This window comes from Streptomyces alanosinicus (assembly GCF_014650595.1).
Lineage (GTDB): Bacteria > Actinomycetota > Actinomycetes > Streptomycetales > Streptomycetaceae > Streptomyces > Streptomyces alanosinicus.
In genome coordinates this window covers 38,006-51,350 of the sequence record NZ_BMVG01000012.1, presented here as the reverse complement: position 1 = coordinate 51,350, position 13,345 = coordinate 38,006, and the positions used below count along the sequence as shown (strand labels likewise).

Sequence of the window (13,345 nt, the reverse complement as noted above, 5' to 3'; positions counted from 1 at the left end):
GGTCGGGCACAAGTCCGGCCTCTCACGCGTTACGTGCGCTGGAGACACCGCAGACACCCAGAGGGGGAGAGCGATATGGCAACCGATTACGACACTCCACGCAAGACCGACGACGACGTCGACTCGGACAGTCTGGAAGAGCTGAAGGCTCGGCGGAACGACAAGTCCACTTCGGCGGTGGACGTCGACGAGTTCGAGGCCGCAGAGGGCCTTGAGCTGCCCGGCGCCGACCTTTCGAACGAGGAGCTGGCCGTCCGGGTGCTGCCCAAGCAGCAGGACGAGTTCACCTGCATGAGCTGCTTCCTGGTGCACCACCGCAGCCAGCTGGCCCGTGAGAAGAACGGTCAGCCGATCTGCCGCGACTGCGACTGAGGTCGGGTCGGCCATGACTGGCTCGACCCCTCCGAGGAAGCGCCGCTTCTCCCTGGGAAAGGCGGACGAAGAGCCGTCCGACGGCTCGCACGACGCGCGTGACGACGAGCGGGGCTCACCGGGAGCGGTGGCCCCGTTCGAACCGGCGACCGACCGGGCTGACCATCCGGTGCCGGTGACGCAGCCCGCGCCCGTCGCTCGGCGACGGGCTGCGGTGATGCGTGACAAAGCCCGGGAGCTGGCCCGGGAAGGGGTCCGCAGGGGCGGCAGCGGGGCCCGCGCGGGTCTGTCCTACCTCGCGGACCGCATCATCGACATCGCCCCGCGTGTGCCCGTACGTGACCTCGCCACCCTGCGTCGGCAGTTCCCGGGCCTCGGGCCCGAAGAACTCGCCGACAAGCTCGTGGCGGGCGCGGCGGCCGCCACCTCGACGGTGGGAGCCGGGATCGGAGCGGCGGCGATGCTGCCCGTGCCGCCGGCCATGCCGACCGAGCTGGCCGCGGAGATCACCGGGGTCGCCGCGATCGAGCTGAAGCTCGTCGCCGAACTCCACGAGGTCTACGGCGTACGCCCGCCGGGGAACCTGAAGACCCGCAGCACCGCGTATCTGTCCTCCTGGTCGGGGGAGCGCGGGATCGACGTGCTGAAGCCGTCGACGTACGACGTGGCACTCGGCGGCCACATGAAGCGCGAACTGCGTCAGCAGATCATGAAGCGCGTGGTCCGTGACCTGCCCAACCTCATGCCGTTCATGGTGGGCGCGGCGGTCGGCGCGGTCATGAACCGCCGGGACACCAAGAGGCTCGCCGCCCATGTCCGGGCCGACCTGCGCACGATCCAGGTCCCCTGGGCGGAGCTGGCGGAGCTTCCGCCGCTGGAGAAACCGGCGGAGCCGCTGCCGGTGCGCGGCTTCCCCGAAGGGCTCTAGCCGCTCCCCACAAGGCCTCTAGGCGTTCGCCTTGCGCGCCGCCTCGATCGCCGCCGCCAGCCGCTCCGGCTCCCGCGTCGACAGGTACAGGTACGGCGTCGGATCCTGCGGATCCGTGACCTCCACCTTCAGCGCCATGGGGATGTAGGCGCGCAGCAGCAGGAAGGCGCGGGTGTCCGCCTTGTACGTCCGCCAGGCGCGGGCCTCCTCCGCGTCCAGCACCTCGGACCCGCCCAGCGCCGACACGGGGATCTTCGCCTCGCCCGCGATCAGCGAGTCACCGACGACACGGATGCGCGGGGAGCCGTACGCGCTGGCGACCACCGCCGCCATGGCCGTACCGCCCACCAGGCCGCCGAGCAGCGGCAGGGTGCCGAAGGGGAGCAGGATCAGGGCGCACGAGACGCCCACGAGGAAGCTGATCAGCCACCACGAGCGCGGGGCGGTGAGGCGTTCTTCGTAGGGGGTGGCGGAGAGCTGCATGGGGCCAAGCTTGGCACGGGATCCGCGGTCGGCCGGAGTCGGGGCGGGCGGCGCGGAGCGCTGTCGAGCAGGGCGGTGGTGGGTGACGGGTGGGCAAGGGGTGTCAGTGCGGAGCGCTGTCGAGCAGGGCGGTGGTGGGTGACGGGTGGGCGGGTAAGGTCTGCGGCTGTGAGTGGTAGTTCCGCACGTCTTCAGCCTCCCGCCGACGCGGTGAAACCGGTACGGCACCCCGACGCGCCCGCGCCCGGGGAACTTCTGGGTGCCCACTACGAACACTGTTTCGGTTGTGGTCCCGGGCAGCCGCACGGGCTGCACCTGGAGGCACGGGCCGGCGAAGGGGTCGCGCTGACCGCCGAGTTCACCGTCCAGCCCGCCCACCAGGGCGCCCCGGGCCTCGCCCACGGCGGAGTGCTGACCTCGGCCCTGGACGAGACGCTCGGCTCGCTGAACTGGCTGCTGCGCACCATCGCCGTCACCGGCCGGCTGGAGACCGACTTCGTGCGGCCGGTCCCGGTGGGCACCGTGCTGCATCTGGAGGCCGAGGTGACCGCCGTCGCCGGGCGGAAGATCTACTCCGCCGCCACCGGCCGCATCGGCGGCCCCGACGGACCCGTCGCCGTCCGGGCCGAGGCCCTCTTCATCGAGGTCAAGGTCGACCACTTCATCGACCACGGCCGCCAGGAGGAGATCCAGGCCGCCATGAGCGACCCGGACCAGCTCCGCCGTGCCCGCGCCTTCGAGGTGAACCCGTGAGCCGTGACCCCCTGAACGTGCTGCTCCGGCGCGTTGATCCGGACGTACCGCTTCCGGCGTACGAGCACCCCGGGGACGCCGGGGCCGATCTGCGCACCACCGAGCCGTGCGAGCTGAAGCCCGGCGAACGGGCCGTCCTGCCCACGGGGGTGTCGATCGCCCTGCCCGAGGGGTACGCGGCCTTCGTACATCCTCGCTCCGGCCTCGCCGCCCGCTGCGGTGTCGCCCTGGTGAATGCCCCGGGGACGGTTGATGCCGGGTACCGTGGGGAGATCAAGGTGATCGTGGTGAATCTCGACCCGCACGACAGCGTGCGGTTCGAGCGCTTCGACCGGATCGCCCAACTGGTCGTCCAGCAGGTCGAGAGGGTCCGCTTCCAGGAGGTGGCGGAACTTCCCGGCTCGGCGCGGGCCGAAGGGGGCTTCGGGTCCACCGGTGGCCATGCCGCGGTGGGCGACGAGAGCGGCACAAGCGGTCGGGCCGCCGATGGCGGTTCGACGGGTGGGAATCGATACGCTTCGGTCGTATCCGACCGGGAAGGACAGTGACGTGTTCGGACGTCGCAACAAGAAGGGTGCCGCCGAGGACGCGGCCGGCGAGGCCGAGCAGGTCGTCGACAGCGTCGGCACCGAGGCGGACGAGGAAGAGGCAGTGGAAGAGGGCGAGCGCGCGCGCGTCCGGCTGGAGCCCGAGCCCCGGCCCGACGGACCGTGGGACAGCACCGAGGTGCGCGACCCGGCCGAGGGCCGGGTGGACCTCGGCGGCCTGTTCGTCCCCGGCGTGGACGGGATGGAGCTGCGGGTCGAGGTCGCCGGTGACGCGATCGTCGCCGCGACCGTCGTGCTGCGTGACAGCGCCGTGCAGCTGCAGGCGTTCGCCGCGCCCAAGCGCGAGGGCATCTGGGGTGAGGTCCGCGAGGAGATCGCCTCCGGCATCACCCAGCAGGGTGGCATCGTCGACGAGGTCGAGGGCACCCTCGGCTGGGAACTGCGCGCCCAGGTGCCGGTGCAGCTGCCGGACGGCACCGGCGGCTTCCAGGTCGTACGGTTCGTCGGTGTGGACGGCCCGCGCTGGTTCCTGCGCGGGGTGATCTCCGGCCAGGGCGCGGTGCAGCCGCAGGCCGCCGGGCTGCTGGAGCAGATCTTCCGCGACACGGTCGTCGTCCGTGGTGAGGGCCCGATGGCGCCCCGCGACCCGATCGTCCTGAAGCTGCCCAACGACGCCCAGATGGTCCCCGAGGGCGTCCAGCAGGAGGAGGGCTCGCGCTTCTCCGGCGGCATGGGGCAGCTGCAGCGTGGACCGGAGATCACCGAGGTGCGCTGACGGCTACAGCAGCTGGGGACGGGCCGTACCTTCGAGGGGTACGGCCCGTTTTCTCGTGGCGCGCGCCAAGGGGGGGCGTCCCCCGGGGAGGGCGCGTCATACTGGCGCTCGGTGGACCGGCGAGGCGACATGGCACACGTGGTGACCGACGTCATGGTGCGGGTCGAGGACGTCCACAAGTCCTACGGGCGGGCTCCGGCCGCCGTCCATGCCCTGCGCGGGGTCTCCCTTGAGCGCGGCGGGGTGAACTCGTCGCGCTCAAGGGGCGCTCCGGAGCCGGCAAGACCACCCTGCTGAACATCGTCGGCGGCCTCGACGCACCCGACCGGGGGCGGGTCGAGGTGGACGGGCGGGAGCTGGGGGAGCCGGCGGAGAGCGAGCTGCTGGGGCTGCGCAGGGCCGGCCCGCGTGAACGCGAAGAACGCGTGGAGCTGCTGCTCTCCCTGGTCGGGCCGGCCGGCCACGCGGGACTGCGGCCCGGCGAGCTGTCCGGCGGCCAGCACTGGGGGTGCCCCCAGGCCCTTGAGGCACTCGGGGAGGGTGGCCGTCGCCCATGCCCTCGCCAACCGCCCGGCCCTGCTCATCGCCGACGAACCGACCGGCCGGCTCGACGCCGGGACCGGGCCCGCCGTCATGGAACTGCTGCGGGCCGTCGTCCGCGGCGGGGAGCCGGCCGCGGCCGAGCCGGACGGTCCGCCGTCCGCTGTGGTCGCCAGCCACGACGCGACCCTGCTGGACCTGGCCGACCGGGTGCTGGAACTGCGCGACGGCGAGCTCGTCGAGCACTGAACCAGCAGTTCGGCAGGGGTGTCCGGCGGGGCGGGCGGCTCATCAGGGTTGTGTCAAAGTTGCCCCCTGCCCACCCCCTGTCCCCCTTTGCCGCGAATGGTGGCCGTAAGGTCGACGCTGCGTAGGCAGCAGTTACGGGAAGACAATGGAGCCATGACACGCGGCAAGCTTCGGATATACCTCGGCGCGGCACCTGGCGTGGGCAAGACCTACGCCATGCTCTCCGAGGCACATCGCCGCGTGGAGCGGGGCACCGACTGTGTCGTGGGCTTCGTGGAGCACCACGCGCGGCAGCGCACCGAGGTGATGCTGCACGGCCTGGAACAGATGCCGCGCAAGCAGCTGGAGTACCGGGACACGGTCTTCAGCGAGATGGACATCGACGCCGTACTGCGCCGGGCGCCCGCCGTCGCCCTGGTGGACGAACTCGCCCACACCAACATCCCCGGCTCGCGCAACGCCAAGCGGTGGCAGGACGTCGAGGAACTGCTCGCCGCCGGCATCGACGTGATCTCCACCGTCAACATCCAGCACCTGGAATCACTCGGCGACGTCGTGGAGTCGATCACCGGGGTGCGGCAGCAGGAGACCGTCCCGGACGAGGTGGTACGGCGGGCCGACCAGATCGAGCTGGTCGACATGTCGCCCCAGGCGCTGCGCCGCCGGATGGCGCACGGCAACATCTACAAGCCCGACAAGGTCGACGCGGCCCTGTCCAACTACTTCCGGCCCGGCAACCTCACCGCCCTGCGCGAGCTGGCCCTGCTGTGGGTCGCCGACCGGGTCGACGAGTACCTGAACGCCTACCGCAGCGAGCACCGGGTCTCCAAGATCTGGGGCTCCCGCGAGCGGATCGTGGTCGGGCTGACCGGCGGCCCCGAGGGCCGCACCCTGATACGGCGTGCCGCGCGCCTCGCCGAGAAGGGCGCGGGCGGCGAGGTGCTCGCCGTCTACATAGCCCGCAGCGACGGCCTCACCTCGGCCTCGCCGAAGGAGCTGGCCGTCCAGCGCACCCTCGTGGAGGACCTCGGCGGCACCTTCCACCATGTCGTCGGCGACGACATACCGGCAGCCCTGCTGGACTTCGCGCGCGGCGTGAACGCCACCCAGATCGTGCTGGGCTCCTCGCGCCGCAAGGCCTGGCAGTACGTCTTCGGGCCCGGCGTCGGCTCCACGGTCGCCCGCGAGTCAGGCCCCGACCTCGACGTCCACATCGTCACCCACGACGAGGTCGCCAAGGGCCGCGGACTGCCCGTCGCCCGCGGCGCCCGGCTCGGCCGGACCCGGATCATCTCGGGCTGGCTCGTCGGGCTCGGCGGCCCGGTCGCGCTGGCGGTGCTGCTGAACGCCGTCGATGTCGGCCTCGCCAACGACATGCTGCTGTTCCTGGCCGTCACGGTCGCGGCGGCCCTGCTCGGCGGCCTGCTGCCCGCACTGGCCTCGGTGGCCTTCGGCTCGCTGCTGCTGAACTACTACTACACACCGCCGCTGCACAAGTGGACGATCGCCGACCCGAACAACATCGTCGCCATCGTGATCTTCCTGTGCGTCGCCGTGTCGGTGGCCTCGGTGGTGGACCTCGCGGCCCGGCGCACCCATCAGGCGGCCAGGCTGCGCGCCGAGTCCGAGATCCTCTCCTTCCTCGCCGGGAACGTGCTGCGCGGCGAGACCAGCCTGGAGGAGCTGCTGGAGCGGGTCCGGGAGACCTTCGGGATGGAGTCGGCCGCGCTGCTGGAACGGGCGAGCGACGTCGAGCCGTGGACCTGCGCCGGACGCGCCGGGTTCGGGCGCCCGCTGGAGCGGCCCGAGGACGCCGACGTCGACATGCCCATCGGCGACCACATGGCGCTCGGGCTCACCGGCCGGGTGCTGCCCGCCGAGGACCGCCGGGTGCTCGCCGCCTTCGCCGCGCAGGCCGCCGTCGCCCTCGACCGCAGGCGTTTGCAGGAGGAGGCCGACCGGGCCCGCACACTGGCCGAGGGCAATCGCATCCGCACCGCCCTGCTGGCTGCCGTCAGCCATGATCTGCGTACCCCGCTCGCCGGCATCAAGGCCGCCGTCACCTCGCTGCGCTCCGACGACGTGGCCTGGTCCGAGGAGGATCAGGCGGAGCTGCTGGGAGGCATCGAGGAAGGCGCCGACCGGCTCGACCACCTCGTGGGCAACCTCCTCGACATGTCCCGGCTGCAGACCGGCACGGTCACCCCGCTGATCCGTGAGATCGACGTGGACGAGGTGGTTCCGATGGCCCTGGGCGGCGTACCCGAGGACAGCGTCGAGCTGGAGATCCCCGAGACCCTGCCGATGGTCGAGGTCGACCCCGGGCTGCTGGAGCGGTCCGTGGCCAACCTGGTGGAGAACGCCGTCAAGTACAGCCCGTACGGACGGCCCGTACTGGTCTCCGCCAGCGCCATGGCCGACCGGGTCGAGGTGCGCGTCGTGGACCGCGGTCCGGGCGTGCCGGACGAGGCCAAGGACCGCATCTTCGAGCCGTTCCAGCGGTACGGTGACGCTCCGCGCGGTGCCGGGGTCGGGCTCGGTCTCGCGGTCGCCCGGGGCTTCGCGGAGGCCATGGGCGGCACCCTCGACGCCGAGGACACACCGGGCGGCGGACTCACCATGGTCCTCAGCCTCCGCGCGGCGGCCGGCCGTCCCGAGCCGCCTCCCGTAGGCCGGGCCGGAGCAGAACCTCCCGCCGGGGAGGACTTCGCAGAACCAGAAAGGCAGACCCTATGACCCGGGTGCTCGTGGTCGACGACGAGCCGCAGATCGTGCGCGCCCTCGTGATCAACCTCAAGGCACGCAAGTACGAGGTGGACGCGGCCCCCGACGGCAGGACCGCCCTCGAACTCGCCGCCTCCCGCCACCCCGACGCGGTCGTGCTCGACCTGGGACTGCCCGACATGGACGGCGTCGAGGTGATCAAGGGCCTGCGCGGCTGGACGCGTGTGCCGATCCTGGTGCTGTCCGCCCGGCATTCCTCCGACGAGAAGGTGGAGGCGCTCGACGCGGGCGCCGACGACTACGTCACCAAGCCCTTCGGCATGGACGAGCTGCTGGCCCGGCTGCGGGCCGCCGTGCGCCGGGCCGAGCCGGTCGGGCCCGGCGAGGACGATCTGACGACCGTCGAGACCGAGGGCTTCACCGTCGACCTGGCCGCCAAGAAGGTCAACCGCGCCGGCAGGGACGTCCGGCTCACCCCCACCGAGTGGCATCTGCTGGAGGTCCTGGTCCGCAACACCGGCCGGCTGGTCAGCCAGAAGCAGCTGCTGCAGGAGGTGTGGGGGCCGTCGTACGGGACCGAGACGAACTACCTGCGCGTGTACATGGCCCAGCTGCGCCGCAAGCTGGAGACGGACCCCTCGCACCCGAAGCACTTCATCACCGAGCCGGGCATGGGGTACCGGTTCGAGAAGTGAGCGGGGGGATCACGGCGGCGGGCGGGGCAGCCACCCGGAAGTGAGCTGCGCTACGGCGGTGTCGGTGTGCCCCGGTACGCTTCAGGTATGAGTGCTGTTCCTCGTTCCGAAAAGCCGGCCGGCCGGTTCCGGCGCATGCTCGACCGGCTCTCCTCGTCGCAGGAGGACCTGGAGTCCGAGGAGCTGCGCGAGGACGCCGAGACGGCGGGCTGCACGAAGATCGGCGACTGCCACGACCGGCAGATCGTCACCGTAACTGGTACCTTGCGCACGGTCACCTTGCGTCCGCGTGCCGGGGTTCCGGCCCTGGAGGCCGAGCTGTTCGACGGCTCCGCCGCGCTCGACGTGGTGTGGCTCGGCAGGCGTTCCATCGTGGGCATAGAACCGGGGCGCAAGCTGATCGCATCGGGCCGGATCTCCATGAGCCGGGGCCGCCGGGTGCTGTTCAACCCCAAGTACGAACTGCGACCCCTCGGACGGGAGTAGCCGGTGACGTCCCTCGACAAGCCGACCGAAGAAGCCGGTCAGGCGCAGACCGACGACGCCCGGGCGGTGACCGAGGCGGCCCTGTTCGAGGCGTTCGGCGGCGTCCGCGGCATGGTCGAGACGGTCGTGCCGGGCCTGCTCTTCGTCGCGATCTTCACGGTCAACAAGAACCTGCATGTGGCGGCGATCGCCGCCCTGGTCGTCTCGCTGGTCCTGGTCGTGGTCCGGCTGGCCATGAAGGACACCGTCAAGCACGCCTTCAGCGGTGTGTTCGGGGTGGCCTTCGGTGTCGTCTTCGCGATGTTCACCGGCAACGCCAAGGACTTCTACCTCCCCGGCATGCTCTACACGCTGGGCCTGGCGCTGGCGTACATCGTCACCACCCTCGCCGGTGTGCCGCTGATCGGCCTCATCCTCGGCCCGGTCTTCAAGGAGAACCTCTCCTGGCGCACCCGCAACCCCGGTCGCAAGAAGGCCTATGCGAAGGCCAGTTGGGCCTGGGGCCTGATCCTGCTCGCCAAGTGCGCGGTCCTCTTCCCGCTCTACTGGTGGTCCGACACCGCCAGGCTCGGCTGGGTCCTGGTCGCCCTGAAGATCCCGCCGTTCCTGCTGGCGGTCTGGCTGACCTGGGTCTTCCTGGCGAAGGCGCCCGCGCCGATCGACGTGTTCGCGGAGATGGAGGCGGAGGAGAAGGCGGCCGAGGAGCGCAAGGCCGCGCTGGCCGCCGAGGGTGGTGACGCGTCCGGCGGACGGCACCGCAGGGACGTGTAGACAGCGACCGCAGACACGTAGCCAGCGGTCGTACGACGACGAAGGGCGCCCCTGCTGCCAGGGGCGCCCTTTTCCGTCCGGGTCAGCTCTCTTCCCGCCGCACCGACAGCAGTTCCTCCAACTGCTCCTCCCTGGCCTGCGCGGCCACGAAGAGGAGTTCGTCGCCCGCCTCCAGGGAGTCCTCCTTGGAGGGGGTCAGCACACGGGTGCCGCGGATGATCGTGACCAGGGAGGTGTCCTCGGGCCACTCCACCGTGCCGACCTGGGTGCCGGCCAGGGCCGACTCCTCGGGCAGGGTCAGCTCGACGAGATTGGCGTCGCCGTGGCTGAAGCGGAGCAGCCGGACGAGGTCGCCGACGCTCACCGCCTCCTCGACGAGGGCGGACATCAGGCGCGGGGTGGAGACGGCCACGTCCACGCCCCAGGCCTCGTTGAACAGCCACTCGTTCTTGGGGTTGTTGACGCGGGCGACGACGCGCGGGACGCCGTACTCCGTCTTGGCCAGCAGCGAGACCACCAGGTTGACCTTGTCGTCGCCGGTCGCGGCGATCACGACGTTGCAGCGCTGCAGCGCCGCCTCGTCCAGGGACGTGATCTCACAGGCGTCGGCCAGCAGCCACTCCGCCTGGGGCACCCGCTCCACCGAGATGGCGGTCGGGGCCTTGTCGATGAGCAGGACCTCGTGGCCGTTCTCCAGCAGCTCGCCCGCGATCGAGCGGCCGACGGCGCCGGCTCCGGCAATGGCGACCCTCATCAGTGACCGCCCTCCTCTTCCGGACCCTGGGCGAACGCGGCTTCGACCTTGTCCACGTCGTCGGTCCGCATCATCACGTGCACCAGGTCGCCTTCCTGCAGAACCGTCTGCGAGGTCGGCAGGATCGCCTCGCCGAGGCGGGTCAGGAACGCCACGCGGACGCCCGTCTCCTCCTGCAGCTTGCTGATCTTGTGGCCCACCCACTGGGCGCTGGCGTGGACCTCGGCGAGCTGGACCCCGCCGGTGGGGTCGCGCCACAGCGGCTCGGCACCCGACGGCAGCAGGCGGCGCAGCATCTGGTCGGCGGTCCAGCGCACCGTCGCCACGGTGGGGATGCCCAGACGCTGGTAGACCTCGGCGCGGCGCGGGTCGTAGATACGGGCCGCGACGTTCTCCACGCCGAACATCTCCCGGGCCACCCGGGCGGAGATGATGTTGGAGTTGTCACCGCTGGAGACGGCGGCGAAGGCACCGGCCTCCTCGATGCCCGCCTCGCGCAGCGTGTCCTGGTCGAAGCCGACACCGGTGACCCGGCGACCGCCGAATCCGGGGCCCAGCCGGCGGAAGGCGGTGGGGTCCTGGTCGATCACGGCGACCGTGTGGCCCTGTTGCTCCAGGGTCTGGGCAAGAGCGGAACCCACTCTTCCGCAGCCCATGATGACGATGTGCACGACCGTCCTTCCGGTGTCCAAAAGTTACTGCTCAGCATCAGGGTCTCAGACCGACGCCCAAAGCTACACACGAGCGCCGGGGGGTGGGCACCCCCGTGCGCCGGTTCGCCGTGATCACGGTCAGCGATCATGCGTGTGGGCAGCGTCAGCGGTCCGTGTCAGCGGGGTGTCAGCGGTCCGTGCCGACGGTGTGTCAGCGGTCCGCGTCGGCGAACGGGGTGATCACCGGCGGCGGGCGTCGCCGCGTGATGCTGCGCACGCTGCACAGGGTCAGGATTCCGAGGCCGAGAAGGGCGAGCGTCGCCCCGATCAGCTCCGCGGTCGCCGGCATGGGACCTCCGAGGTGCGATGACGGGCGGGTCTGCCATCTAGGCACGGGGAGCGCGCGGACCACGGAATCCGCAGTTCCGCACGCCCCTGATTTCACTCGTGAGGCAGATGTCGGACACCGGGTGGGCCAGTTCCTGTTCGAAGCCGTACGATCCTCTGTCGTGTCCAAACTGACCGACGTGCCCAAACGGATCCTGATCGGGCGCGCACTGCGCAGTGACCGGCTGGGTGAAACGCTCCTGCCGAAGCGCATCGCACTCCCCGTCTTCGCCTCCGACCCGCTGTCCTCCGTCGCTTACGCTCCTGGTGAGGTCCTGCTGGTCCTGTCCGTCGCGGGCGTGTCGGCGTACCACTTCAGCCCCTGGATCGCCGTCGCGGTCGTCGTGCTGATGTTCACCGTGGTCGCCTCCTACCGGCAGAACGTGCACGCGTACCCGAGCGGCGGCGGCGACTACGAGGTCGCGACCACCAACCTGGGCCCCAGAGCGGGCCTGACCGTGGCCAGCGCCCTGCTCGTGGACTACGTCCTCACCGTCGCCGTCTCCATCGCCTCCGGCATCGAGAACCTCGGCTCCGCGGTCCCGTTCGTGATCGAGCACAAGGTGCTGTGCGCGACCGCCGTGATCGTCCTGCTCACGCTGATGAACCTGCGCGGTGTGAAGGAGTCGGGCAAGCTCTTCGCGATCCCGACGTACGTGTTCGTCGGCGGCGTCTTCGTCATGATCGCGTGGGGTGCGTTCCGGGGCCTGGTCCTCGGCGACACCATGCGCGCTCCGACGGCGGCTTACGAGATCAAGGCCGAGCACCAGGGCCTGGCCGGCTTCGCCCTCGTCTTCCTGCTGCTGCGCGCCTTCTCCTCCGGCTGTGCCGCGCTGACCGGTGTCGAGGCGATCTCCAACGGCGTCCCGGCCTTCCGCAAGCCCAAGTCGAAGAACGCGGCGACCACGCTCGCGCTGATGGGCGGGCTCGCCGTCACCATGTTCTGCGGCATCATCGCGCTCGCCATGACGACCAAGGTCCGCATGGCCGAGAACCCGGCCACCGACCTGATCCGGGGCGGCGTGCCGATCGGTTCCGGATATGTGCAGAACCCGGTGATCTCCCAGGTCGCCGAGGCCGTCTTCGGCAAGGGCAGCTTCCTCTTCGTGCTGCTGGCGGCCGCGACGGCCCTGGTCCTCTTCCTGGCCGCCAACACGGCGTACAACGGCTTCCCGCTGCTCGGCTCGATCCTCGCCCAGGACCGCTATCTGCCGCGCCAGCTGCACACCCGCGGCGACCGGCTCGCCTTCTCCAACGGCATCGTGCTGCTGGCCGGCGCCGCGGCCCTGCTGACGGTCATCTACGGCGCGGACTCGACCCGTCTCATCCAGCTGTACATCGTCGGCGTGTTCGTGTCCTTCACGCTCAGCCAGACCGGCATGGTCCGGCACTGGAACCGGCACCTGGCGGTCGAGAAGGACCCGGCCAAGCGCAGCCGCATGATCCGCTCCCGCGCGATCAACACGTTCGGCGCCTTCTTCACCGGCCTGGTGCTGGTCGTCGTCCTGGTCACCAAGTTCACGCACGGCGCCTGGGTGGCCCTGCTCGGCATGTGCATCTTCTACGCGACGATGACCGCGATCCGGAAGCACTACGACCGCGTCGCCGACGAGATCTCGGCCCCCGAGGCGCCGGACGACGACCTGGACGACGACCTGGTCCGCCCGTCCCGTGTCCACTCGGTCGTGCTGATCTCGAAGATCCACCGCCCCACCCTGCGCGCCCTGGCCTACGCCAAGCTGATGCGCTCGCACGGCCTGGAGGCGCTCACCGTCAACGTCGACCCGGCCGAGACCAAGGCGCTGCGCGAGGAGTGGGAGCGGCGCGGCATCGACGTACCGCTCAAGGTGCTGGACTCGCCGTACCGCGAGGTCACCCGCCCGGTGATCGAGTACGTCAAGAACCTGCGCAAGGAGTCCCCGCGCGACGCGATCTCGGTGATCATCCCGGAGTACGTGGTCGGCCACTGGTACGAGCATCTGCTGCACAACCAGAGCGCCCTGCGCCTGAAGGGCCGCCTCCTCTTCACGCCCGGCGTGATGGTCACGTCCGTGCCCTACCAGCTGGCCTCGTCGGAGGCGGCCAAGCTGCGTGCCCGTAAGCGGCAGGAGTGGAGCGCACCGGGCGCCGTCCGGCGGGGGCCGGCGGCGGAGCGGGCCAAGGAGCCGTCGGTCGCGAAGGACTGAACCGTCTCCGCAGAGGACTGCGGACCGGGGGAGCCGCGGCC

The 13,345-nt window shown here is 71.0% G+C and carries 14 protein-coding genes and 1 pseudogene; 11 read left to right on the top strand and 4 right to left on the bottom strand.

All coding sequences use genetic code 11. The features are described 5' to 3' along the window. Positions 1 to 75 precede the first annotated feature (75 nt). A complete protein-coding gene (locus tag IE277_RS24120) occupies positions 76 to 372 on the top strand; it encodes a DUF4193 domain-containing protein (protein ID WP_005481602.1) in 297 nt (98 codons plus the stop codon). A 13-nt stretch (positions 373 to 385) separates the two neighbouring features. Next, positions 386 to 1,300, top strand: coding sequence for a hypothetical protein (locus IE277_RS24115; protein ID WP_189955758.1), 915 nt, complete (start codon positions 386 to 388; stop codon positions 1,298 to 1,300). 18 nt (positions 1,301 to 1,318) lie between these two features. Here IE277_RS24115 and IE277_RS24110 read toward each other — a convergent pair whose 3' ends face one another. Continuing rightward, positions 1,319 to 1,783, bottom strand: coding sequence for a DUF3093 domain-containing protein (locus tag IE277_RS24110; protein WP_189955757.1), 465 nt, complete (start codon positions 1,781 to 1,783; stop codon positions 1,319 to 1,321). A gap of 168 nt (positions 1,784 to 1,951) precedes the next feature. Between IE277_RS24110 and IE277_RS24105 the strand changes: the two genes are divergently transcribed. The 8 genes and pseudogenes from IE277_RS24105 (at position 1,952) to IE277_RS24070 (ending at position 9,324) form a co-directional block, all read left to right on the top strand. After that, positions 1,952 to 2,536, top strand: coding sequence for a PaaI family thioesterase (locus IE277_RS24105; RefSeq protein ID WP_189955755.1), 585 nt, complete (start codon positions 1,952 to 1,954; stop codon positions 2,534 to 2,536). Beyond that, complete coding sequence (gene dut, locus IE277_RS24100) at positions 2,533 to 3,084, top strand: dUTP diphosphatase (protein ID WP_189955753.1); 552 nt, start codon at positions 2,533 to 2,535, stop codon at positions 3,082 to 3,084. The genes IE277_RS24105 and dut overlap by 4 nt, the downstream gene beginning before the upstream one ends. 1 nt (position 3,085) lies before the next feature. Beyond that, entirely contained in the window at positions 3,086 to 3,859 is a 774-nt protein-coding gene (locus tag IE277_RS24095) for a DUF3710 domain-containing protein (protein ID WP_189955750.1), read from the top strand. A 129-nt stretch (positions 3,860 to 3,988) separates the two neighbouring features. Continuing rightward, a pseudogene (locus tag IE277_RS24090) lies at positions 3,989 to 4,648 on the top strand (ABC transporter ATP-binding protein). A gap of 153 nt (positions 4,649 to 4,801) precedes the next feature. Next, on the top strand, positions 4,802 to 7,384 hold the full coding sequence (locus IE277_RS24085; protein ID WP_189955748.1) for an ATP-binding protein: 2,583 nt from the start codon (positions 4,802 to 4,804) through the stop codon (positions 7,382 to 7,384). Then, the gene (locus IE277_RS24080; protein ID WP_189955746.1) at positions 7,381 to 8,067 is read left to right on the top strand and encodes a response regulator; all 687 of its coding nucleotides are present in this window, start codon (positions 7,381 to 7,383) and stop codon (positions 8,065 to 8,067) included. Before IE277_RS24085 ends, IE277_RS24080 begins: the two co-directional genes overlap by 4 nt. Positions 8,068 to 8,154: 87 nt before the next feature. Then, positions 8,155 to 8,553 carry an OB-fold nucleic acid binding domain-containing protein gene (locus IE277_RS24075; RefSeq protein ID WP_076095565.1) on the top strand — a complete coding sequence of 133 codons (399 nt, stop codon included), beginning with the start codon at positions 8,155 to 8,157 and terminating at the stop codon, positions 8,551 to 8,553. 3 nt (positions 8,554 to 8,556) lie between these two features. After that, a complete protein-coding gene (locus tag IE277_RS24070) occupies positions 8,557 to 9,324 on the top strand; it encodes a DUF3159 domain-containing protein (RefSeq protein ID WP_189955744.1) in 768 nt (255 codons plus the stop codon). A gap of 82 nt (positions 9,325 to 9,406) precedes the next feature. On the opposite strand, the gene IE277_RS24065 is transcribed toward IE277_RS24070, so the two are convergent. The 3 genes from IE277_RS24065 to IE277_RS24055 all read right to left on the bottom strand — a co-directional run bounded on the left by IE277_RS24065 (position 9,407) and on the right by IE277_RS24055 (position 11,080). Then, positions 9,407 to 10,078: a potassium channel family protein gene (locus IE277_RS24065; RefSeq protein ID WP_189955742.1), complete on the bottom strand. Its 672-nt coding sequence runs from the start codon at positions 10,076 to 10,078 to the stop codon at positions 9,407 to 9,409. Next, positions 10,078 to 10,749, bottom strand: coding sequence for a potassium channel family protein (locus tag IE277_RS24060; protein ID WP_189955740.1), 672 nt, complete (start codon positions 10,747 to 10,749; stop codon positions 10,078 to 10,080). The genes IE277_RS24065 and IE277_RS24060 overlap by 1 nt, the downstream gene beginning before the upstream one ends. Positions 10,750 to 10,942: 193 nt before the next feature. After that, on the bottom strand, positions 10,943 to 11,080 hold the full coding sequence (locus tag IE277_RS24055) for a hypothetical protein (RefSeq protein WP_189955739.1): 138 nt from the start codon (positions 11,078 to 11,080) through the stop codon (positions 10,943 to 10,945). A gap of 160 nt (positions 11,081 to 11,240) precedes the next feature. On the opposite strand from IE277_RS24055, the gene IE277_RS24050 reads away from it, so the two are divergent. After that, positions 11,241 to 13,304 (top strand): APC family permease, encoded by a 2,064-nt coding sequence (locus tag IE277_RS24050; RefSeq protein WP_189955737.1) that lies wholly within the window; start codon positions 11,241 to 11,243, stop codon positions 13,302 to 13,304. The last annotated feature ends 41 nt before the right edge of the window (positions 13,305 to 13,345 follow it).

Coding starts and splice junctions, on each gene's coding strand:
- IE277_RS24120 (WP_005481602.1), top strand. CDS start 76: ATGGCAACCGATTACGACACTCCACGCAAGACCGACGACGACGTCGAC.
- IE277_RS24115 (WP_189955758.1), top strand. CDS start 386: ATGACTGGCTCGACCCCTCCGAGGAAGCGCCGCTTCTCCCTGGGAAAG.
- IE277_RS24110 (WP_189955757.1), bottom strand. CDS start 1,783: ATGCAGCTCTCCGCCACCCCCTACGAAGAACGCCTCACCGCCCCGCGC.
- IE277_RS24085 (WP_189955748.1), top strand. CDS start 4,802: ATGACACGCGGCAAGCTTCGGATATACCTCGGCGCGGCACCTGGCGTG.
- IE277_RS24080 (WP_189955746.1), top strand. CDS start 7,381: ATGACCCGGGTGCTCGTGGTCGACGACGAGCCGCAGATCGTGCGCGCC.
- IE277_RS24075 (WP_076095565.1), top strand. CDS start 8,155: ATGAGTGCTGTTCCTCGTTCCGAAAAGCCGGCCGGCCGGTTCCGGCGC.
- IE277_RS24065 (WP_189955742.1), bottom strand. CDS start 10,078: ATGAGGGTCGCCATTGCCGGAGCCGGCGCCGTCGGCCGCTCGATCGCG.
- IE277_RS24055 (WP_189955739.1), bottom strand. CDS start 11,080: ATGCCGGCGACCGCGGAGCTGATCGGGGCGACGCTCGCCCTTCTCGGC.